Raw genomic sequence first — 21,029 nt, 5'->3', positions numbered from 1 at the left:
TATCGGGCCTGTCGGACATCAACCTTCCCAGCGGACAAGGGAATTGGTTAGCGTTCCGCAGCAGCCGGGGAACGCCCCCGTCCGGAACGATCCGGAAGGAGGTGTCGGCCTTGCCCTCCCACCGCAAGCCGCGCACCGACCGACGCAAGCACCGGTTCCAGGCGAGCGGCCGTGCCGCGCTGCTGGCCGCGCGGGCCCCCGCCGTGGGCGTGACGACGGCGGCCCTCGCCTCGATGAGCCTGTTCGCGTCGCAGAGCGCGGACGCCGCGTCCGCCGGGCCGGGGCAGAGCGTCGAAGCCGCGGACGCCGTGCCGGGGCCGAGCGTCGAAGAGGTGCGGAAGAAGGTCGACGACCTCTACCGGCAGGCGGATCCCGGCTCCCAGAGGTACGACGCGCCCGGCAGGGCCACGACGGGCGGGCCGAGAGGGGCCCACGCGCTGCCCGGCCGGGGCACGGCAGGCACCGGCACAGGCACCGGCACCGGCACCGGCACCGGCACCGGCACCGCGAAACCGAACGAGTCCCGGCGGGTGATCGCCGGTCCCGGCGCCGATCAGCGCTGGGACGGCGCGACCGCCCCCACGACGGCTCCGCCGCTCTCCCGCGATCCGCAGGCCCTGCCGACGGGCCACCGGCCGACGGCCCCACTCGTCGACCAGCGGGCCGATCGGGCCGACCGAGCCGACGGGGACGACCGGGACGGCCGGGACGACCGGCGCGGGACGATGGAGACCGGCGGCGCCGAAGCAGTGGCCGGCCCGGAGACGCGGGCCGACGCGAGCCCGAGCCCGGCCGCCCTGGCCGCCTCGCGGCAGACCCTGCGGGCGCGCAAGCAGGACGCGCAGACCAGGCTGGCGACGGCCCGCACGCTGCTGCCCGCGCCGTTCACGCCGTTCACGCCGTGCGTGCCATTCACGCCGTTCGCGCCTTCCGTATCCGCCGCGTCCCCGGACCCCTCCGGACCCTCCGGACCCTCCGGACCTGCCCGCACCGACGCGGCCAAGGCCCTCGCGTTCGCCCGTGCCCAGCTGGGCAAGCCGTACGTACGCGGAGCTACGGGCCCCGCCTCGTACGACGGCCCGGGCCTGACACGGGCCGCGTGGAAGGCGGCGGGAGTGGATCTGCCGCGCGCCGCGCGGGACCAGATGGAGGCGGGCACCCGGGTCGCGACGACCGATCTGCACCCCGGCGACCTGGTCTTCTTCCACGACGACACCAGCCACGTCGGCATGTGCGCCGGCGACGGCATGCTGATCCATGCGCCGTACGCCGGGGCGTACGTCCGCGAGGAGTCGATGCACTGCCTGCCGGTCCGCGGCGCGGTCAGGCCGGGCTGACGCCGCCCACCGCATCGCGCCGCCCGCATCGCGCCGCCCGCATCGCGCCGCCCGCGTCGCGCCGACCGCGTCGCGCCGACCGCGTTTGCCGGGTGCGTGCGGTGGCCCAGCGCGGTGTCCCGGTGCAATGGCCCAGCGCAATGGCTTGGCGCAGTGGCTCAGTGCCAGAGCAGCGCGATGAAGATGTTCACCACCGTGAGGGCGCCGACCGCGCCGAAGAGGCCCTTCTCGATCCTCTCCTCGTCCCGCTTCACATAGACAAGGCCGAGGATGACGATCAGGACCGCCAGCTTCACGCCGATCTTGAGGGTGTTCACGGACTCGTCGTTGGCTTGACTGAGGCCGACCAGGGCGACGCCGGTGACCAGCATGGTCAGGGCCCCGTGCAGCATCCCGGGGACGAAGCGTGCGGTGCCCGCGCTCATCGCCTTCATCTGCGTGAGGAATCCGCCGAGCAGCGCGGCGATGCCGATGATGTGCAGGCCGACGACGACATTGATGAGTACGTCCATGAGCCGGAGCCTAATTCCCGCGTAGCAGGCTCCGTGCGGCGGGTGGGCCCCGACCGGCACTTCGGTCACAGCAGGCGCGGACCCTGTGAGCCCTGGCCCCGATACCGGTCGAAGTCGATCGCATCGCTGCCGGAAGCGGGCACTTCCCGTCATGTCCTCGCACGACCGTGTCGCGCAGGTTTAGCGTCCTGCCCCAGGTGGCCGGCTCCCCACCTCCGTCGCACCACTGGGCGGCTGTCGGTCACCCCCGCCGAAAGGTCCGGCGGCGGGCCGCTCCCCCTGTGCGGTCCGTCGTCGGCACGGCTCCCCTCCCGGGGCGCCGCAGCGCGGAAGCACTGCCGTACGGAAGGACGTGAAGGCCCTCGTGGCTGCGCACCGAAAGCCCAAGCAGCATCCGCTCACCGGCCCCGCGGGCCGCACCGCCGCGACGCTCGCCCTGGCGTCGGCGGCCACCGCGACCCTCTTCGAGGGTTCCGGGCACGCCGAGCCGAAGCTCACCCCGGCGCAGGTGAAGGCCAAGGTCGACCAGCTGTACCACGACGCGGAGATCGCCACGGAGGCGTACGACGGGACGAAGGAGCAGGCGGACGCGGCCGAGCGTTCGCTGAACGGGCTGCGCGACGAGGCCGCACGCAGGACCGCCCAGCTCAACACGGCGCGCAACGCACTGGGCTCCCTCGCGGCCGCCCAGTACCGCAGCGGGACGATCACCCCGGGGTTGCAGCTGATCCTGTCCGCCGACCCCACGCGGTACTTGGACGACGCCGCGATCGCCGAGCGCGCCGGGGACCGCACCGCGGCCACCGTGGCGGGTGTGCGCAAGCAGCTCGCCGAACTCGACCGGCTGCACTCACGTGCCGACTCCAAGCTCACCGAGCTGCGCGGCCGGCAGTCCACGCTGCGCAGGCAGAAGAGCGACATCCAGTCGAGGATCGCCGCGGCCGAGGCCCTGCTCGCCCAGCTCACCGCGCCCGAGCGGGCCGCCTACGAGCAGCCCGCGGCGGCGCCCGCCGATGCCCGGGCCAGCCGTTCGTCCGACACCGCGCGCGAGCCGTTGGCGGCCGCGCCCAGTTCACGCGCCGCGGCCGCCGTCGCCTTCGCGTACAGCGCGCTGGGCAAGCCGTACGTCTGGGGCGCGACGGGCCCCTCGTCCTTCGACTGCTCGGGCCTGACCCAGGCCGCCTGGCGCTCGGCCGGGGTGCAGCTGCCGCGGACCACGTACACCCAGATCAACACGGGGAGCCGGGTGACACGGTCCCAACTCGCGCCCGGCGACCTGGTGTTCTTCTACTCCGGCATCAGCCATGTCGGGCTCTACATCGGCGGCGGCAAGATGATCCACGCGCCGCACCCGGGGGCGCCGGTCCGCGTCGCGTCGATCGACGAGATGCCGTTCGCCGGGGCGGCACGGCCCGTGTGACGGAACCCGTTCGCTGGTGCGGCGCGGCCCGTGTGACGCGAACCATTCGCCGGGGGGTGCCACGGCCCCATGTCGCAGCAGAGAGCTGACTGCCTGTCAGACGCCCTGCTCCCGAGCAGGTTTCGCGCCCGCGCCCATCTCCTTGGTCAGCCATCGGAAGACATCCGGAACCTGGGCCTTCCACACCGAACTCGCGTGGCCGCCGCCGTTGAGCTTGACGGTGGTCACGGTGGTGGGCGCCTTGGCGGCCTTCTTCAGGGCGAGCCCGTCGTTGTAGCCGTCGTTCTGCTCACCGGAGACGAAGAGCGAGACACGCGGCGGGGTCGCGGCGTGCTGGAGGATCCACAGCGGGTTGGACTCCTCGCGCAGCTTCGGGTCCTTGGCGGTGATGGAGTCCTTCTCCGCGGCCGGGTCGTTGTAGCCCGACAGGTCCACGCCTGCCCGGTAGCGGTCGGGGTGCTCGATGGCGAGTTTCGCGGCGCAGTGGGCGCCCGCGGAGTACCCGGCGACGGCCCAGCCCTGCGGGCCGGTGGCGGCGCGGAAGTTGTCGGTGACCATCTTGCGGACGTCCACACTCAGCCAGGTGTCGGCGTTGACGACGCCCGGCACATTGGCGCAGCCGGTGTCCTTGCCGCTCAGGAGCGTGGTGCGCGGCGACACCAGGATGAACGGCGCGACCTCGCCCCGCTCCATCATCGGCGCGAGCTGTTCCTGCGACTTCAGCGTGCCGAACCAGGCGCCTATCGACCCCGGGTAGCCGGGCAGCAGCTCGACGACGGGGAAGGTCTTGTCCTGGTACGCCGGGTCGTCGTACTGCGGCGGCAGCCACACCGCCACATCGCCCTCGACCCCGGAGACCTGCCCCTTCAGCATGGTCTTCACGACGCCCTTGCCGACCTTGTTGGTGTATGGCACGAACTTCTGCTTCACCTTGGGCTCGGCCGCCGCGTTCCTGCCGCCGGTCCCGTCGGGGCCGAGGTCGGGGGCGGCGTTGACATGGTCGCCGCCGCCGAGCAGGTCGTCCCAGGTGTCGTACAGGCCGTTGGCGTTGTTGACGAACAGGAAGACCACCAGGATCGCGGTCACCTGGGCGAAGCCGAGCATGAAGAGCCGTGCGATCCAGCGCACGAGGGCCGGACCGCCGATCCTGGTCCACAGAACGAGGGGCAGCAGCAGGGCCGCCGCGGCCGCGAGGATCGCGATCACGAGGAAGGGGGTACCGGTCAGGCTCATCACGCCACCGAAGAGGGGCGGCCAGGAACACGAGTTGCCCTCTTTGCCAGCGTTTTACCAAAGGGTGACGCCTTGTGCCCTTTACTTCTCACCCCGTACGCTCCCGCCCTCCGGCAGCCGCACGTCCGCCGCCCGACCGCCCGGCCGGACAGTGCGCGGCCGGCCGGTGCGCGGCCCGACGGCGGAGCCCTTCACGGTCTGCACTCCGCTGACCTGGCCGGACAGCCAGCGGAACATGTCCGGCAGGAGCGGCCGCCACACCGCGTTGAGGTGGCCGCCGGACGTCTGGCGCACCCACACCTTCGTCGGCGGCTTCGCGGCGGCACGCAGCGCGAGGCCGTCCTCGTAACCGTCGCCCGGCTGTCCGGTGAGGAAGAGCGAGACGCTGGGCGGGCGCTTGGCATGGGTGAGCATCCACAGCGGGTCGGTCGCGCGCCGCAGCGCCGGGTCGCCCGCCGTGATCGAGCCGGACTCGGCGGCCGGGTCGTTGTAGCCGGAGAGTGCGATGCCCGCGCGGTACCGGTCGGGGTGCTCGACGGTGAGTTTGGCCGAGCAGTGGGCGCCGGCCGACAGCCCGGCGACGGCCCAGCCGTCGGCGCCGGTGAGGGCGCGGAAGGTGTCCGTGACCATCGTGCGGACGTCCACGCTCAGCCAGGTGTCGGCGTTGACCACGCCCGGCACATTGGCACAGCCGGTGTCCTGCCGGGCGAGCAGCGAGGTGCGCGGGGCCACCAGGATGAACGGGTGGACCTCACCGCTCGCCATCATGGGTCGCAGCTGCCCGGTGACGTCGAGGTTGGTGAACCAGTCCCTGGCGGAGCCGGGATGTCCTGGCAGCAGCTCGACGACGGGGAACGCCTTGTTCCGGTAGGCCGGGTCGTCGTACTGCGGCGGCAGCCACACGTACACCTCGCCCTCCGCCCCGGAGACCCGGCCCGTCAGCTGGGTGACCCGTACGCCGACGCCGAGATCGGAGTCACCGGCGGGCGCGAAGGACTGCCTGACGCGGGGCTCCTGGCCGAGCCCGTGCCCGCCGGTGCCGTCGGCGCCGAGGTCGGGCGCGGCGGCGACATGGCTTTCGGTGCCGAGCAGGTCGCCCCAGGTGTCGTAGAGACCGTTCGCGTTGTTGACGGCGACGAACACCACGAGTACCGCCGAGGCCTGGGCGGTGACCACCATGAACAGCCGTACGGCGCCGCGCACCACGACCGGCCCGCCGACCCGGTGCCACACCAGCAGCGGCACCACGACGGCGAGCACGGCCGCCACGATCGCGGTCACGAAGAAGGGCGTTCCGGTCAGGCTCATCACGTCCGGCAAGAGTGACATGAGGGTGTCCGGGTTGCCGGTTTTTCCATGCTTTTACGTGGGTGGAACCGTCGGCCGTCCCCCCGTTCGAGCGCGGGGGGACCGGATCGGACCCCATCAGCCACTCGGGCCGTCTCCGGTCACGTACGTCACGTCACGCACGCCCCGCCGCGCACGCCACGCCACGCCACGCCTCATCACGTCACGCCACGCCACGCCTCATCACGTCAGACCAGTCGCCGTGCCGTCGCCCAGCGCGTCAGCTCGTGCCGGTTGGACAGCTGGAGCTTGCGCAGCACCGCAGAGACGTGCGACTCGACCGTCTTGACCGAGATGAACAGCTGCTTGGCGATCTCCTTGTAGGCGTAGCCCCGGGCGATCAGGCGCAGCACCTCGCGCTCGCGCTGGGTGAGCCGGTCCATGTCCTCGTCGGCCGGCGGCGCGTCCGTGGAGGCGAACGCGTCCAGGACGAAGCCCGCGAGGCGCGGCGAGAACACCGCGTCGCCGTCCTGCACCCGGAAGATCGAGTCGATCAGGTCGACGCCGGTGATCGTCTTGGTGACGTAGCCGCGGGCGCCGCCCCGGATCACACCGATCACGTCCTCCGCGGCGTCCGACACGGACAGCGCGAGGAAGCGGACCGGGTGCTCGGCGTCCGACATCATCGCCGCCGACCGGCGCAGCACCTCGACGCCGCCGCCCCCGGGCAGGTGGACGTCGAGCAGCACCACCTCGGGGCGGGTCGCGGTGATCACCGTGACGGCTTGGTCGACGTCGGCGGCCTCGCCGACCACCTCGACGCCGGTCGTCGCAGTCTGGCCGATCTCCGCCTGGACTCCGGTGCGGAACATCCGGTGGTCGTCGACGAGGACCACCCTGACGTGGCGCCCTGTCGTTTCCTCGGTCATCCCTGTGCCCGTCATCCCTGTGCCCTCTCCATCTCCAGCTCGACCTCCGTGCCCCCGCCGGGCACCGAACGCAGCCTGGCCGTACCGCCGTTGCGCTGCATCCGGCCGATGATCGATTCTCGTACGCCCATCCGGTCGCCGGGCACCGCGTCCAGGTCGAACCCGGGTCCCCGGTCACGTACCGAGACGAAGACCGTGCGGCCCTCGACCTCCGCGTACACCTGGACGGCGCCGCCCTCGCCACCGTACTTGGCGGCGTTCACCATTGCCTCGCGTGCGGCCTGCATTTGTGCCGACAGGCCGTCGTCGAGCGGGCAGTCGCCGACGACGACCACCTCGATGGGGACGCCGTGCTTGTCCTCGACCTCGGCCGCCGCCTTCTTCACGGCCTCGGCGAGCGTTGCGGGTTCCTCTTCCTTGTCCTTGCCGGTGCCTTCCGGCTTGTAGAGCCAGGCGCGCAACTCCCGCTCCTGGGCCCGGGCCAGGCGCCGCACCTCGCCCGCGTTCTCCGCGTTGCGCTGGATCAGGGTCAGGGTGTGCAGCACCGAGTCGTGCACGTGGGCGGCGACTTCGGCGCGCTCCTGGGCCCGGATGCGCATCAGGCGCTCCTCGGACAGGTCCTGTGTCATGCGCACCAGGTAGGGCCCGGCGAGCAGCGCGATGCCGGCGAGCACCGCGATCGCCGCCGTCAGGACGTTGCCGAGCTGCGCGGCCGAGCCGTTGACCACCACGAAGCCGGTCAGGCCGGTGCCGACCAGGGCGACTCCGGCGAGGCCGCGCGCCACCGGGAGCCAGCGGCTGCGGCGGGCGCCCTCGGTCCAGCGGGCCCGGCGCGTGTTGTCGGCCTGGCGCCACACCAGGATGACGCCGACGCCGATGAGGAGGCTGGGAAGGACGTACGGGTTGGCCCAGCCGCCCACATCCACCTTGGAGGCGAAGATCGTGGCGCCGAAGACCAGCGCGATCAGCGCGACGATCTGCCCCTTGTCCGGCTTGCGCAGCCTGCGCCTGCCGTCGGCGCTGACCTCGAACGCGGAGCGCGGCCCCGCCGTCGTACCGCCGAGGCCCAGCGGCACCACGAACCAGAACGCCGCGTACAGCAGCGCCCCCAGGCCGTTGACCGACAGCAGCCCGAGGAAGACGATCCGCACCCACACCACCGGGAGTCCGAGGTGTCCCGCGAGCCCGCGCGCGACGCCGCCGAGCATCCGCCCCTCGGCGGAGCGGTACAGCTTGCGGACCGGCACTTCGTCGGCCTCGGGCGGCGACAGGCGGGGGGTGGCGACTGGCATGCCCCGATCGTCACACGGCCACGGCCCCGGGAGCATCAGGGTTGGCCCCCAGGCTTCCCTGAGGGAAACCCCCCTCCCCCCGAAGGCTCCGGCGCGCGCCCTCAGGGGACGAAATCAGGGTGAGGCCAGGGTCGGGGCGGGTGCCGTGTGCCGGGTGGGCCCGTCACCATGTACGTATGAGCACGCCGACCGAGACGCCCATCGCACCGCCTGATCCGGCCCCCGAGCCTGTGCAGCTGCGCCGCAGCGGCCGCAACAAGGTCATCGGCGGGGTCTGCGGCGGCCTCGGCCGGTACTGCGACCTCGACCCGGTGATCTTCCGGATCGCGCTCGGCGTGCTCTCGGCCACCGGCGGCCTCGGCCTGGTCCTGTACGGATTCGCCTGGCTGAGCCTGCCGCTGGACGGCGAGGACGAGAACGAGGCCCGCCGGCTGCTCACCGGCCGGGTCGACGGCGCGGCGCTGGTCGCCGTCCTGATGGCTCTGGCCGGCTGCGGGATCTTTCTGACGATGCTGAGGAACGGCTCGGTGATGACGTTCGCCGTGCTGCTCGTCCTGCTCACCGCGGGCGCCGGAGTCTGGTCCCAGCGCCGCTCCGCCATGCCCGGGGACGCCCCGCTCGACCCGGTCGCGGCCCAGGCCGTCGCGGACGCGCCGCCCGAGACGAAGGCGCCGCCGGCCCCGGCGCCGCCGTCCTGGTGGCGGGACCCGATCATCAAGGACGGCACGACCGGCCCGGTCGCCACGGGCTATCTGTGGGGCCCGGCGGACGCCGTGGGGGCCCCGGCCGCCACGAGGGGCAAGGCCGCGAAGGCGGCGGTTCGCGCGGACCGCGGGCCGCGCTCCATCGGCGGGCCGCTCTTCCTCGCGGCGCTGCTCGCCTTCGGCGCGGGCCTCGGCGGCACCTGGGGGCACCAGCCGTTCGCCACCGGGTTGCAGATCGGGTTCGCGGCCGCGCTCGCGGTGTTCGGGCTCGGTCTCGTCCTCAGCTCGTTCCTCGGCCGTACCGGCTTCGGCACCCTGTTCCTCGCGGTGCTCACGGCGGCCCTGCTCGCCGGCTCCGCCGCGCTCCCCAAGACCGTCGACGCACACTGGGTGCGGACCGGGTGGACCCCGGCCGCGATCGGCGACGTGCAGCCGCGCTACCGGCTCGGCACGGGCGTCGCCACCCTCGACCTGAGCCGGATCACCGTGCCACCGGGCCGGACCCTGACGACCGGCGCGGAGGTCGGCGCGGGCCGCGCCAGGGTCGTCGTACCGAAGGACGTGACCGTGAAGGTGAGCTTCGACATGGGCCTCGCCGACATCCGGCTGCCCGGCGAGAAGCCGGACGACCTGCGGGTCTCGGCCGACGAGCGGCGGACCGCCACGCTGACGCCGCCCCCCGGCGCCAAGCCGTCCGGCACCCTGGAACTCCATCTCAAGGTCGCCGTCGGCCAGGCAGAGGTGGACCGTGCCGCGTCATGAGTTCCGCCCCGGCCGGGTCGTCGCCGGGCTCGCCCTGATCGCCACCGCCGTGCTGTTCGCCGGGGACGCGGCCGGGCGGTGGAACACCCCGTCGCCCGTCGTGATCCCGCTCATCTGCGGCGGCCTCGGCATCGCCTCGCTCGTGAGCTGGCTGGACTACGGGGTGCGCAGACGGCGCCGCCTGGCCAGGAGCGCGTCGGCGGACAGCAACGGAGTGCCGGCCAGCACCAGCGGCAGCCAGGCCATCAAGTAGGCCAGGTCGTTGCCGTAGTAGTACGGGGTCGTCTGCCAGCTCACCGTCAGCCACAGCGAGAGCGAGATGAGCGCGCCGCCCAGCGCGGCGAGCCGCCCGAACAGGCCGAGCAGCATGCCGATCCCGACGGCCAGCTCGCCCAGCGCGATGGCGTACCCGAAGCCGGTCGGGCTCTTCAGGGCGAGGTCCACGAGCGCGGGGATCGCCGAGCTGTCCCGTACTCCGTGCATCAGCTCCCCGATGGAACCGGGGCCGCTCGCGTGCAGAAACGTGCTGTCGGTGAGCTTGTCGAGGCCGGCGTACACGAACGTCACCCCGAGGAAGATCCGCAGCGGCAGCAGCGCGTATGTGCGGGCCGTGGCCTGCCATCCCCGGGCCCGGTCGCCCCGGGCCCGCGTCCCGGTCGCATGTCCATGAGCCATGGCTGATCCCGCCTCCATCCGATTCACCTGTCACCAGACGATACGGACGGGGGGAACGCGTGTCTCAATGCGCCGCCCGTTGTCACCCCGGGTCGTGGTGGCCGCCCGGGGCGGGGCCGCGCCGCTACTCGGCCACCTCCATCAGCACCGCGTTCGTCTCCACCCCGGCGGCCGTCACCACCCGCACCTCCACCCGCCCCGTCTCGACGTCCACCGGCACCGGCACGGTCAGCACGCCGTCCGCCGGGTTGGCGAAGCCGCCGGGCACGGGGATCAGCGGGACGTGCACGTGCACCGCGCCGATGCGCACCACCATCCGGGCCAGCCGGTCCGGGGTGCCGGCGCCCGGCGGCACGAATCCCGCGCCCCGGATCTCGATGTCGTCCCCGGTCCGGATCGGCGCGTCCAGGTCGCCCGCCTCGCGGGCCCGTACGACGGAGAGGATCACCGGGCGGCCGCCCTCCGCGTACTTGGCGGCGAGGTAAGTGGCCGCGGACACCACGACGAGCAGCGCCAACCCCCAGGGCAGATCGGGGAGTTGTGCCGGACTGCGGGCCAGGCGCACAGCCGCGAAGAGGAGCGCGACCAGGCTCGCCGCGACGTACTGGGTGTCCGCCAGGCTGCCCCGCCCGGCGTCGTCGGTCAGGAGATCGGCGCCGCGCGGCCGGTCGGCGCGTACCTTCTGGAGCCGCTGCCCGTGGATGCGTACGGTCACGACCCTGCGGACCACCACCGCGATCGACGACGTGAGGAAGACGACCGTCAACAGGGCTGCGCACCGGGCCGGTTCGAGGCCCGCAAGGACCCCCTCGCGTTCGGCGGGGTCCGATGCGACGGCCAGGCGCACGGCGAGGACCAGCGTCGCGAAGACCGCGAACAGGACCCAGGCGGCCGCGACGGCGCGTGAGGTCGAGAGACGGTTGTCGTCGCCGAGCACCGGCGCCGGCAGGCCGCCGTCGAGGCGGTGCAGGCGGGCCGCTGCCGTCAGGAGCGCCGCGAGGGCGAGCGAGGACAGGAGTCCGGCGGTGCGGGCCGCCGTCCAGCCCGCGCCGATCGCGGTGGCGGACTCGGCGAGCGCGAGGGCGCACACCCCGCCCCAGACCGTGCCGAGCGAGCCGCGCCACACCCGCTCCGACCAACTCCGGCCCGCCTCGCGGCCGCGTTCGGCGACCGCCCGCGCGGACTGGGTCAGCTCGTCCGAGACCCACTGCCGTGACGCCCCGGCCGAGTGGGCGAGCGCGGCGGGCAGCCCCTCGCCGGCGGCGAGCCCGTCCCGCTTGGCGAGGAACGCCGCCACCGCGCGCCGGTGTCCGTCCCGCGCGTCGTGCGCGCAGTCGCCGCCGCATTGCCGAGCCTCCTGGACCGCCACCGGGAACGCCGCCTTCCGTCAAACCCCTTGGATCGTCAGGGAATTGTCGCGCACCACAGCTGCCGGACGGCGGGCGCCGACCGGCCCGGCGGGTGATTGACGCACCATCAAATTGACGTACTACGACACGAGTTCGGGTCGGTGTGCGTCCTGCGCGCGGGGCCGGGGGCGGACGGAACCCTCGGCCGACGGGGCAGGAGTGGGAAGGGAGGCGGACCGTGTTTCCGAACTGGTACACCACCGGCCTCGACTTTTCGGTCAACACCGATGGTTGAATGGGCACATCACGCACCGAGCTTGACAATTCCGACATCGGAAGGGTTCACAACATGACCACGCCTCCCACACCCAACGTGCTCACCCTCACCAAGGAGCACGGAGCCGCCGACCTCGACGGTGTGACGAAGATGGGCATAGGCGCCTCCTGGGACACCACAGCGGGCGGCGGCAACGCCCTGATGGGCGCCCTGCGCAAGGCGCGCGGCACCGATCTCGACGTGTTCGCCATCCTCATGAACGGCAAGGACCCGGTCCGGTACGCCGGCCTCGACGTGACGGACCCGCTGCAGAACGGCGCCGTGACGTCCACCGGGGACAACCAGACGGGCCGCGGCGACGGCGACGACGAGCTGATCGAGGTCACCTTCGACAGGATCCCGGCGCAGGTGACGAGCATCGTGTTCGTCTGTGCCGCGTACAAGAAGGGCAGCGACTTCAAGAAGGCCGCCAACGTGTCCTTCAAGGTCTACGACAGCACCGGCGGCACCACACAGCAGGTCGCCGACATCTGGCCCTCGCTCCTGGGCAACGGCAACGCCGTCGCCGTGGCGAAGGCGTACCGCGTGGGGGCCGCGTGGAAGCTGGAGGTCATCAACACGCGTGGCACGGTCAAGCAGGGCGACCAGGAGAGCCTGCTGCGGTTCGCGGTCAACAAGTAGGCCACGCACCCGGGTTGCGGCGTCCTCGGCAGGTGCCCGGCGCGCGGACCCTTCTCGTCGCCGCCGGCTCGTGCGATCGTGACCTGACTGGCTGTCAGATGACGGGCGATACGAGGGGGAGGTCACCGACGTGGCGCAGGACTGGACGGCGGTCTACCTGGCGCACCGGGAGACGTACGCCGCGTTCTTGACCGCGACGGACACGGAGGCCCGTGTCTCGTGGCACCGCTGGCGCGGGGAGTACGACGACAGGCAGCAGGCGCTCGCCGCGACCGACGCCGCCTTCTCCCGGACGCAGGCCGCCTTCAACATGATCGACCTGGAGGCGGTCGGCGCGGCGCCGGAGGCCGCGGCGCTCGTGGCGGCGATCCGGGCCATGCACGAGGCCGACGAGGAACCCGTGGGCGTCTGGGAGGGATTCACCCGGCTCCGCGCGGAGTTCGTCGCGGCGGCCCGGGACCACCTCAAGGCCCACTGAGCACGGCACGCCGAAGGCGCCGCCCCCAGTGCGGGGGCGGCGCCTTCGGCGGTGCCTCGGGGAGGACCTACTCCCACTCGATGGTGCCCGGCGGCTTGCTCGTCACGTCGAGGACGACGCGGTTGACGTCGGCGACCTCGTTGGTGATGCGGGTCGAGATCTTGGCGAGCACGTCGTACGGCATCCGCGTCCAGTCCGCCGTCATGGCGTCCTCGGAGGAGACCGGGCGCAGCACGATCGGGTGGCCGTAGGTGCGGCCGTCGCCCTGGACGCCCACCGAGCGCACATCGGCGAGCAGCACGACCGGGCACTGCCAGATCTCGCGGTCGAGGCCGGCCGCGGTCAGCTCCTCGCGGGCGATCGCGTCGGCCTCGCGCAGCAGGTCGAGGCGGTCCTTGGTGACCTCGCCGACGATGCGGATGCCGAGGCCGGGGCCGGGGAAGGGCTGGCGCTGGACGATCTCGTCGGGCAGGCCGAGCTCCTGGCCGACCATGCGGACCTCGTCCTTGAACAGCTTGCGCAGCGGCTCGACGAGCTCGAACTCGATGTCGTCGGGCAGACCGCCCACGTTGTGGTGCGACTTGATGTTCGCGGTGCCGGTGCCGCCGCCGGACTCGACGACGTCCGGGTACAGGGTGCCCTGCACGAGGAAGGCGACCTCGGGGCCGTCCTCCTGAAGGATCTCCAGCTGGGCCTGCTCGAAGACGCGGATGAACTCCCGCCCGATGATCTTGCGCTTCTCCTCGGGGTCGCTGACCCCGGCCAGCGCGTTCAGGAACCGCTCCTGCGCGTCGACGACCTTCAGGTTGGCGCCGGTCGCGGCCACGAAGTCCTTCTCGACCTGCTCGGTCTCGCCCTTGCGCATCAGACCGTGGTCGACGTACACGCAGGTCAGCTGGGAGCCGATGGCCTTCTGGACGAGGGCGGCGGCGACCGCGGAGTCCACGCCGCCGGACAGGCCGCAGATCGCGCGCTTGGTGCCGACCTGCTCGCGGATCAGGGCGACCTGCTCCTCGACGACGTTGTGCGTCGTCCACGTCGGCTCGATGCCGGCGCCGCGGTAGAGGAAGTGCTCCAGGATCTGCTGGCCGTGCGTGGAGTGCATCACCTCGGGGTGGTACTGCACGCCGTACAGCTTCTTCTCGTCGTTCTCGAAGGCGGCGACGGGGACGACGTCGGTGGAGGCCGTCACCGTGAAGCCCTCGGGCGCCGCCGAGCAGGCGTCGCCGTGCGACATCCACACCGACTGCTCGGCCGGGGTGCCCTCGAAGAGGGTGGAGGCCAGCTTGGAGATGCTCAGCGGGGTGCGGCCGTACTCGCGGGCGCCGTTGTCGTCGACCGTGCCGCCGAGCGTCGTCGCCATCAACTGGAAGCCGTAGCACATGCCGAAGACCGGCACCCCGGCCTCGAAGATCGTGCGGTCGAGGCTCGGGGCGCCCTCGGCGTACACGGAGGACGGGCCGCCGGAGAGGATGATCGCCTTCGGGTTCTTGGCCAGCATCTCGGCCACGGGCATGGAGCTCGGGACGATCTCGCTGTAGACCCGGGCCTCGCGGACGCGGCGGGCGATGAGCTGGGCGTACTGCGCGCCGAAGTCGACAACCAGGACGACGTCCGGGTTGTTGTCGGGCGCGGCTGCGGAGGGTGCTGCTGGCACGGGAGGCGGCCTTCCGGCGGTGGGAGGGGGTCGGTATTTGTCGATTCTACCGGGGCGGGCGGTGGCGGGTTCGTCTCACCGTCCGAACCCGGATTGGCCCGGGTTGGGACGCCGGTCCATACTGTCGCCATGCGCGAGCACCAGACCTTCGTCTTTACCTATGGCACCCGGCCCGCCGGGCGCCATGGGTTCGTCGGTTCTGCCGCTTGAGCGACTGACACAGACTTCCCAGAGCGCCCCGGGCCGACAAGGCCCGGGGCGCTCCGCTGTTTCCGGTCCTCGCCGATCCGGGCCCCGTACCCATCGAGGAGCCCCCATGAGCATCACCGCCACCGACCGCACCGCCACCGACCGGTCCGCCTCCGGCAGGACCGTCACCGACGGGTCCGCCACCGACCGGTCCGCGTCCGGCAGGACCGTCACCGAGAAGACCGGCGCCCGCACCGACGAGGCGGCCGCGCTGATTGCCGGCGCGCGCGACCGCATCGACGTGCTCGACGACCGCATCATCGGCCTGATCCAGGAACGCATGGCCGTCTCGGCCGTCATCCAGGAGTCCCGGATCGCCTCCGGCGGACGCCGGGTCAACCTGAACCGCGAGATGGAGGTCCTGGCCCACTTCCGCGACGCCCTGGGCAGGCCGGGTACCGCTCTCGCGATGACGATGCTGGAGCTGTGCCGGGGGCGTATCTGAGTTCGGGCGCTCCTCACCCGTACGGCGCCGTGACCGTCCCGGGCCCGGCTTCGTTGGTGGGGTGTCCGTGCCAGCCAGGGGCGGCCCGAAAAAACCACGCGTGGCTCCGCTGGGGCGTGTGACGTACCTGCAAGTACGTCGTGGGACCTCGCCCCAGTGTGCGTGACCGGACGGCAGGGGACAGCAGCCCGGTCACACCAAAGGACGGTCGGTTCCGGGGACGCCCGGGACCGGCCGCATCCGGTCGAAACCACCAGTCCAGCGGCGCTACCCCCCGGCGCCGCCCCGCGGCACCGACGCCGCCCTGACGTCGGTGCTGACGGCCCAGGGCCCCGCCGGCCTCCCCGTACGCGTCAGCCGTACGAGGTGACCGCGGGGCCCTTCGCCGTGTCCGGGGGCCGACGGCCTCAGGTGCGGGTGGCGCGACCGCAGCCGTCGTGGTGATCGTCGGTCAGATCCTTCCGACGGTCGTACGGATCGACGGTGGCGCCGCTCGGACTCGGGCCCGAGGGGGTCTCGTCGGCGAACTGCGGATGGATGTAGCCGTCGTGCACGTCGCACGACGTGTTGGCGATGTCCTCGTCGTACTTCTTGATCACCAGCTTGCCGTCGGCGAACGCCGTGTCGGCGCGCCCCGGGACCTCGACGTCCAGGGTCCGCCGCACGATCGTGCGGGCCACCTCCGTCGAGCCGGGCGCCGCCCTCACCAGCGGGTAGACGAAGGAGTAGTCGGCGTGCACGGCGACTCCGCCGCCGGGCGCCTCGCTGAAGGTCATACGGCCCCAGGTCTTGACCACGTCCCCGACGAGCGCGACCTCCTTCGGGTCGAACCGGGTGAAGAAGGTCAGCGGGTCGTGGTCCTTGTCCGGCCGGGCCAGGGCGGTGGTGAACCGGTCGATGAGCTCCTGCTGCCTCGGGTCGACGATCGCGAGCGCCGCTTCGGGACTGCCACCGCGCAGCGTCGCCGGGTTCAGGTCCGCCTCGATCAGCAGGGCGCGCGTGGAGGCGAGCGCCGTGGCCACCCGCTCCTTGGACAGTCCTCCCACGGCGGTGGCGTCGGGAGGTACGAGACCGGCGGCGCCGTCGGCGTACCGCGTCGCGGGAGAGCCACGGAACGGCTCCTTCAGCGTGGGCCGGTCCGGGTCGAAGGAGGGCGGAGCGGCGGTGGGGGCCGCGGTCTCCGCCGGGAGCGGGGCCGTCGCCGAGTCGTCGACGCCGGTGTCGCCGGTCAGCAGGGACAGCGCGCGCGAGGGGTTGAGGGCGACCAGCAGGAGGACCGCGCACAGGACGATGCCGAGCACGGCCCACACCCGGCGCCCGCTGCCGGACCGCCCGTACGTCTCCCGCCGGACGGGCCCGGTCCGCCAGCCGTCGGGGCCCGTGGGGCGCCGTCTGCCCTTGCGGCCGCGGGCGGCGGCCTCGGCGGCCTCCTGCTCCTTGCGCAGCCGGTCGGTCACGAGACGGGCGCGCGCCGAGGGCTCCTTGGGCGCGGACGCCCTGATGTCCTGCTCGTTGTCGCGGACGAACCGCTCCCAGATCTCGTCCGGCAACGCGTCGTCGCCCGACCCGTCGAAGATCGGCTCCTTCTTGCTCACGCTGGCCCCTCTTGGCATGTCCGCTGCGGCACGGGCGCCCGCGCCAGACGTTCGACGTGCGGAAGGGAATGAGGGTTGCCCCGGCACCGAAGTGGCGTGGATCACATGAGGATTTCGTGAAGGCCGGACAACCATTCACCGCAGTCACAGGTCATGCAGTCGGAACCAACAGCCTCGCCCGTGTTCTGTCCACGCGGCGCGGCTCCATCAGGGCTCCGCGTTACGCGAGAGGCGCTGCACTCGGAGGGGGGTGCAGCGCCTCTTGTCGGGTCCGGGTCCGGGTCCGGGCGCGGAGTCGCTGGCGGTGGGCGGTGGGCGTTCGGCGTTGGGCCGTTGCGGCTGGGCGGGTGAGCGTTCGGCATTCGGCGTCGGCGTCGGCGTGAACGACGCGGACGCGGCCTGCTACTCCTTCGGCGTCGACGGCTCGGCCGCCTTCGGCGGGACCGCGGGCATGCCGAGGAACGGCAGTCGCAGCGCCCCGAACGCCTCCGCCGGGACCGCGGGCGACTTCGGTTCGACCGGGGTCAGCCGGACGTAGGCCGCCCCGGGGGCCGGACGCGGGTCGTCCTCGCCCTTGTTGGGCCACAGCGACATGGCGCGCTCGGCCTGTGCGGTGATCGTCAGGGACGGGTTCACACCGAGGTTGGCCGAGACGGCCGCGCCGTCGACGACCGAGATCCCGGGGTGCCCGTACAGCCGGTGGTAGGGATCGATCACCCCGGTCTCGGCCGAGTCGCCGATCGGGCAGCCGCCCAGGAAGTGCGCGGTGAGCGGGGTGCCCATGAGCTCCCCGACGTTGGAACCCGCGAAGCCGTTGATCTCCGCGGCGATCGCGGCGGCGCCCTGCGTGGCCGCCTTGATCTGCTTGGGGTTGGGCGCGCCGTGGCCCTGCTCCGCGGTCAGCAGCCCCTTGCCGACGCCGTCCCGCTTGAGATGGGTGGTGAGCGAATTGTCGAGCGACTGCATGACCAGGCCGATGATCGTTCGCTCGGACCAGTGGTGGTTGCTGATCGAACGGGCGAGCAGCAGGGGGTGCTTGGCCGCGTTGCCGAGCCAGTTGCGCACCCGGTTGACGCCGTAGGGCACCTGGAGGATCGACATGCTGCCCATCGCGTTCGAGCCCTTGCCGTAGCGGACGGGCTCGATGTGGGTGTTCTGGTCCGGGTGGATGGAGGAGGTGATGGCGACGCCCCGGGTGAAGTCGACCTTGGGCACGCCGTGCCGCTTGCGGTAGCGGCGGCTGGTGGTCTGCGCGCCGACGAGCGCTTCGGAGTTGGTCCGGGTCAGTTCGCCCAACCGCGCTGAGATGTACGGGAGTTGACCGCCCGCCTTCATGCGGTGCAGCAGGGTCTGGGTGCCGTAGGTGCCGGCCGCGATGACGACGTGGCGGGCGGTGAAGAGGCGGCCCGGGGCGTCCTTGCGGTCGGTGGGCAGGGTCGCGACGGCGTGGCCGCCGCGCGAGTCGCCGGTCACCGAGACGACGGTCGTCATGGGATGGACGACGGCGCCGGCCTTCTCGGCGAGATAGAGGTAGTTCTCGTTGAGGGTGTTCTTCGCACCGTGCCGGCAGCCGGTCATGCACTCGCCGCACTCGGTGCACGCCCTGCGGGACGGGCCCGCGCCGCCGAAGTACGGATCGTCGACCGTCGAGCCCGGCGCGGCCTTCGCCGTGCCGTCGCCGTCCTGCCCGTCGCCGAAGAAGACCCCGACGGGCGCCATGTGGAAGGTGTCGCCGACCCCCATGCGCTCGGCGGCGGCCTTGAGGTGGACGTCGGACGGGGTCATCGTCGGATTCAGCCGCACCCCGAGCATGCGCCGGGCCTGGTCGTAGTACGGCGTCAGCTCGTCCTGCCAGTCGGTGATGGTCTTCCACTGCGGGTCGTCGAAGAACTGCTTCGGCGGCACGTAGAGGGTGTTGGCGTAGTTGAGGGAGCCGCCGCCCACCCCGGCGCCGCCGAGCACCATCACGTTGCCCAGCAGATGGATGCGCTGGATTCCGTACAGGCCGAGCTTCGGGGCCCACAGGTAGTTCTTGATGTCCCAGGAGTTCTTGGGCAGGGTCGCCGGGGTGAAGCGGCGGCCCGCCTCCAGGACGCCGACCCGGTAGCCCTTCTCGGTGAGCCGCAGCGCCGTCACCGAGCCCCCGAAGCCCGAGCCGACCACGACGACGTCGTAGTCGTACCCGCCGTCCTCGTCCGGATTCTGGGCCGGGGGTACCTGCGACATGGCTCTCCTCGTACACGTGGGGGTCCCCCTGCTCTTCAAGAGCTCGGAGGAGGATCGGGCGGGAGGGGTAGGGGTGGGCGGGGCGAGGCTGGGCTGGGCTGGGCCGGGCTGGGCTGGGCTGGGCCGGGGAGTGTCTGCGAAGGGTCGTCCACCCGCGGGCCGGACGGGAGTTCGCAGCCATGGCCTAGCGCAGGCGCAGGGCCTTCATCGCCTTGAGGCTGCGTGTCATGAAGGCGGCGTACTTCTCGTCGTCCATGCCGAAGGAGGGGGCGAGCGGCAGGATGCGCTGCTGGGCGACCGTCTGCGCCTCGGTGTACTTGAGGATGCCCTCGGAGCCGTGCCGTCGGCCGAGCCCCGAGTCCTTCATGCCGCCCATCGGCGACTGAACGCTGCCGTAGGCGGGGGCGTATCCCTCGTTGATGTTGACCGTGCCGGTGTTCAGCTTCGCCGCGACCTCGTGGCCGCGCCGCGCATCCTTCGTCCACACCGAGGAGTTGAGGCCGTACGGCGTGCCGTTGGCCTGCTCGATCACCTCGTCCTCGTCCGTGAAGCGGTAGACCGAGACGACCGGCCCGAAGGTCTCCTCGGTGCACACCGCCATCGGCGCCTCGACGCCGTCCAGGATGGTGGGCTCGTAGAAGAGCGGGCCGATGTCGGGGCGGGCGACGCCGCCTGCGACGAGTCGCGCGCCCTTGGCGACGGCCTCATCGACGTGTCGCGTCACGGTCTCCAGCTGCCGCTCGCCGACGAGGGAGCCCATGTCCGCCCCGTACGCCAGTGAACGGCCGAGCCGCATCGCCTTCGTCCGTGCGGCGAACCGGTCGAGGAAGGCGTCGGCGATCGATGCGTGCACATACAGCCGCTCGATCGAGATGCAGAGCTGGCCGGCGGAGGAGAAGCAGGCGCGGACCGCGCCCGCGGCCGCCTTCTCCACGTCGGCGTCGCGCAGCACCAGCATCGCGTTCTTGCCGCCCAACTCCAGGGAGACGCCCACCAGTCGGGCCGCGGCGCCCTGCGCGACCTCGCGGCCGGTGCGGGTCGAGCCGGTGAAGGAGACGTAGTCGGCGTGCTTGACGACCTCGGGGCCGACCACCGGTCCTTCGCCGAGGACGACCTGGAAGACCTCGGCCGGTAGGCCCGCCTCGATGAGCAGGTCGCGCGCCCACAGGGCGGTCAGCGCGGTCTCCGTGTCGGGCTTCATGACGACGGCGTTACCGGCGACGAACGCGGGCAGCGCGTCGCCCACCGACAGCTCAAGCGGGTAGTTCCAGGGGGCTATCTGTCCGACGACCCCGCGCGGCTGGCGCAGCTCGGTGACCTTGGTCAGGGTGGGCACGACTCCCGTGTGCCGCTTGGGCTTCAGATAGGCGGGGGCCTTGCGCCCGTAGTGGCGGGCGGCGACGGCGACGGCCTGCACCTCCTCGTGGGCGTGCAGGCGCGCCTTGCCGGTCTCCAGCTGGATCAGGTCGAGGACTTCGGCCTGGCGGCCCAGGACGAGGTCGTGGAAGCGGAGCAGCACGGCGGCGCGGGCGCGGACCGGCGTCGCGGCCCAGGCGCGCTGCGCCGTCCGGGCGTGCGCGAAGGCCCCGGCGACGTCCTCGGGGGTGGACTCGGGCAGGTCGGCCAGCTTCTCCCCGCTGAACGGGGTGTGGTTGGCGGTGCGCCCCGAGCCGGCCACGCCCCGCGTGAGCTGGGCGACCAGCTGGCCCGTGACCACGTCGGCGGCGGTGCGCGCGCCTGCCGGGGCCGGGGCGACCGGGTTGGTGCCGGCGGGCGTGCGGGTGGTCGTGGGCAAGGCCTGCGAGTCCGTCATGGGGCGAGCGTATGCCGGGCAGAGCCCTTTGGGTACCCGTCGGTAATGGGTTTTCGGACGCCGCTCAACCCCGCCAGTGATCACTGGCCACATAACTGCTGATCAGCG

The 21,029-nt window shown here is 72.4% G+C and carries 18 protein-coding genes; 7 read left to right on the top strand and 11 right to left on the bottom strand.

Going from position 1 to position 21,029, the window contains the following annotated elements; translation table 11 throughout:
• Positions 1 to 101 precede the first annotated feature (101 nt).
• Positions 102 to 1,337, top strand: coding sequence for a C40 family peptidase (locus tag ACGFW5_RS28890; protein WP_393837234.1), 1,236 nt, complete (start codon positions 102 to 104; stop codon positions 1,335 to 1,337).
• Positions 1,338 to 1,495: 158 nt separating this feature from the next.
• On the opposite strand, the gene ACGFW5_RS28885 is transcribed toward ACGFW5_RS28890, so the two are convergent.
• A complete protein-coding gene (locus ACGFW5_RS28885; RefSeq protein ID WP_393837233.1) occupies positions 1,496 to 1,849 on the bottom strand; it encodes a hypothetical protein in 354 nt (117 codons plus the stop codon).
• Positions 1,850 to 2,213: 364 nt separating this feature from the next.
• On the opposite strand from ACGFW5_RS28885, the gene ACGFW5_RS28880 reads away from it, so the two are divergent.
• Positions 2,214 to 3,269: an NlpC/P60 family protein gene (locus ACGFW5_RS28880; RefSeq protein ID WP_393837232.1), complete on the top strand. Its 1,056-nt coding sequence runs from the start codon at positions 2,214 to 2,216 to the stop codon at positions 3,267 to 3,269.
• Positions 3,270 to 3,365: 96 nt separating this feature from the next.
• On the opposite strand, the gene ACGFW5_RS28875 is transcribed toward ACGFW5_RS28880, so the two are convergent.
• The 4 genes from ACGFW5_RS28875 to ACGFW5_RS28860 form a co-directional block, all read right to left on the bottom strand.
• Positions 3,366 to 4,502: an alpha/beta hydrolase gene (locus tag ACGFW5_RS28875; RefSeq protein ID WP_393837231.1), complete on the bottom strand. Its 1,137-nt coding sequence runs from the start codon at positions 4,500 to 4,502 to the stop codon at positions 3,366 to 3,368.
• An 81-nt stretch (positions 4,503 to 4,583) separates the two neighbouring features.
• Complete coding sequence (locus ACGFW5_RS28870) at positions 4,584 to 5,831, bottom strand: alpha/beta hydrolase (RefSeq protein ID WP_393837230.1); 1,248 nt, start codon at positions 5,829 to 5,831, stop codon at positions 4,584 to 4,586.
• 206 nt (positions 5,832 to 6,037) lie between these two features.
• Positions 6,038 to 6,733, bottom strand: a complete 696-nt coding sequence (locus tag ACGFW5_RS28865) for a LuxR C-terminal-related transcriptional regulator (RefSeq protein WP_393837229.1) — start codon at positions 6,731 to 6,733, stop codon at positions 6,038 to 6,040.
• Entirely contained in the window at positions 6,730 to 8,010 is a 1,281-nt protein-coding gene (locus ACGFW5_RS28860) for a PspC domain-containing protein (protein WP_393837228.1), read from the bottom strand. Before ACGFW5_RS28860 ends, ACGFW5_RS28865 begins: the two co-directional genes overlap by 4 nt.
• 176 nt (positions 8,011 to 8,186) lie before the next feature.
• Between ACGFW5_RS28860 and ACGFW5_RS28855 the strand changes: the two genes are divergently transcribed.
• Both ACGFW5_RS28855 and ACGFW5_RS28850 read left to right on the top strand, forming a co-directional pair.
• Complete coding sequence (locus ACGFW5_RS28855) at positions 8,187 to 9,476, top strand: PspC domain-containing protein (RefSeq protein ID WP_393837227.1); 1,290 nt, start codon at positions 8,187 to 8,189, stop codon at positions 9,474 to 9,476.
• Entirely contained in the window at positions 9,463 to 9,729 is a 267-nt protein-coding gene (locus ACGFW5_RS28850) for a hypothetical protein (RefSeq protein WP_393837226.1), read from the top strand. Before ACGFW5_RS28855 ends, ACGFW5_RS28850 begins: the two co-directional genes overlap by 14 nt.
• Here the strand turns inward: ACGFW5_RS28850 and ACGFW5_RS28845 are convergent.
• Positions 9,633 to 10,151, bottom strand: a complete 519-nt coding sequence (locus ACGFW5_RS28845) for a DoxX family protein (RefSeq protein ID WP_393837225.1) — start codon at positions 10,149 to 10,151, stop codon at positions 9,633 to 9,635. The genes ACGFW5_RS28850 and ACGFW5_RS28845 overlap by 97 nt on opposite strands.
• 124 nt (positions 10,152 to 10,275) lie before the next feature.
• Positions 10,276 to 11,520 carry a hypothetical protein gene (locus ACGFW5_RS28840; protein ID WP_393837224.1) on the bottom strand — a complete coding sequence of 415 codons (1,245 nt, stop codon included), beginning with the start codon at positions 11,518 to 11,520 and terminating at the stop codon, positions 10,276 to 10,278.
• 353 nt (positions 11,521 to 11,873) lie between these two features.
• Here ACGFW5_RS28840 and ACGFW5_RS28835 point away from each other — a divergent pair, with 353 nt between their 5' ends.
• Both ACGFW5_RS28835 and ACGFW5_RS28830 read left to right on the top strand, forming a co-directional pair.
• Complete coding sequence (locus ACGFW5_RS28835; RefSeq protein ID WP_393837252.1) at positions 11,874 to 12,458, top strand: TerD family protein; 585 nt, start codon at positions 11,874 to 11,876, stop codon at positions 12,456 to 12,458.
• 130 nt (positions 12,459 to 12,588) lie between these two features.
• On the top strand, positions 12,589 to 12,936 hold the full coding sequence (locus ACGFW5_RS28830; protein ID WP_393837223.1) for a hypothetical protein: 348 nt from the start codon (positions 12,589 to 12,591) through the stop codon (positions 12,934 to 12,936).
• 67 nt (positions 12,937 to 13,003) lie between these two features.
• On the opposite strand, the gene guaA is transcribed toward ACGFW5_RS28830, so the two are convergent.
• A complete protein-coding gene (gene guaA, locus ACGFW5_RS28825; RefSeq protein WP_393837222.1) occupies positions 13,004 to 14,593 on the bottom strand; it encodes a glutamine-hydrolyzing GMP synthase in 1,590 nt (529 codons plus the stop codon).
• Between the two features lie 316 nt (positions 14,594 to 14,909).
• Here guaA and ACGFW5_RS28820 point away from each other — a divergent pair, with 316 nt between their 5' ends.
• Entirely contained in the window at positions 14,910 to 15,287 is a 378-nt protein-coding gene (locus ACGFW5_RS28820) for a chorismate mutase (protein ID WP_393837221.1), read from the top strand.
• A 407-nt stretch (positions 15,288 to 15,694) separates the two neighbouring features.
• Here ACGFW5_RS28820 and ACGFW5_RS28815 read toward each other — a convergent pair whose 3' ends face one another.
• From ACGFW5_RS28815 to ACGFW5_RS28805, 3 genes are all read right to left on the bottom strand, one after another.
• On the bottom strand, positions 15,695 to 16,882 hold the full coding sequence (locus ACGFW5_RS28815; protein WP_393837220.1) for a hypothetical protein: 1,188 nt from the start codon (positions 16,880 to 16,882) through the stop codon (positions 15,695 to 15,697).
• 402 nt (positions 16,883 to 17,284) lie between these two features.
• Positions 17,285 to 19,108 (bottom strand): GMC oxidoreductase, encoded by a 1,824-nt coding sequence (locus ACGFW5_RS28810; RefSeq protein ID WP_393837219.1) that lies wholly within the window; start codon positions 19,106 to 19,108, stop codon positions 17,285 to 17,287.
• Positions 19,109 to 19,292: 184 nt separating this feature from the next.
• Positions 19,293 to 20,921 carry a succinic semialdehyde dehydrogenase gene (locus ACGFW5_RS28805; protein ID WP_393837218.1) on the bottom strand — a complete coding sequence of 543 codons (1,629 nt, stop codon included), beginning with the start codon at positions 20,919 to 20,921 and terminating at the stop codon, positions 19,293 to 19,295.
• Positions 20,922 to 21,029: the final 108 nt, after the last annotated feature.

It is taken from the genome of Streptomyces sp. NPDC048416 (assembly GCF_043200435.1).
GTDB lineage: Bacteria > Actinomycetota > Actinomycetes > Streptomycetales > Streptomycetaceae > Streptomyces.
This window is presented reverse-complemented; position numbering and strand designations above follow the sequence as displayed.

Coding starts and splice junctions, on each gene's coding strand:
- ACGFW5_RS28885 (WP_393837233.1), bottom strand. CDS start 1,849: ATGGACGTACTCATCAATGTCGTCGTCGGCCTGCACATCATCGGCATC.
- ACGFW5_RS28860 (WP_393837228.1), bottom strand. CDS start 8,010: ATGCCAGTCGCCACCCCCCGCCTGTCGCCGCCCGAGGCCGACGAAGTG.
- ACGFW5_RS28855 (WP_393837227.1), top strand. CDS start 8,187: ATGAGCACGCCGACCGAGACGCCCATCGCACCGCCTGATCCGGCCCCC.
- ACGFW5_RS28845 (WP_393837225.1), bottom strand. CDS start 10,151: ATGGCTCATGGACATGCGACCGGGACGCGGGCCCGGGGCGACCGGGCC.
- ACGFW5_RS28875 (WP_393837231.1), bottom strand. CDS start 4,502: ATGAGCCTGACCGGTACCCCCTTCCTCGTGATCGCGATCCTCGCGGCC.
- ACGFW5_RS28810 (WP_393837219.1), bottom strand. CDS start 19,108: ATGTCGCAGGTACCCCCGGCCCAGAATCCGGACGAGGACGGCGGGTAC.
- ACGFW5_RS28820 (WP_393837221.1), top strand. CDS start 14,910: ATGAGCATCACCGCCACCGACCGCACCGCCACCGACCGGTCCGCCTCC.
- ACGFW5_RS28870 (WP_393837230.1), bottom strand. CDS start 5,831: ATGTCACTCTTGCCGGACGTGATGAGCCTGACCGGAACGCCCTTCTTC.
- ACGFW5_RS28865 (WP_393837229.1), bottom strand. CDS start 6,733: ATGACGGGCACAGGGATGACCGAGGAAACGACAGGGCGCCACGTCAGG.
- ACGFW5_RS28805 (WP_393837218.1), bottom strand. CDS start 20,921: ATGACGGACTCGCAGGCCTTGCCCACGACCACCCGCACGCCCGCCGGC.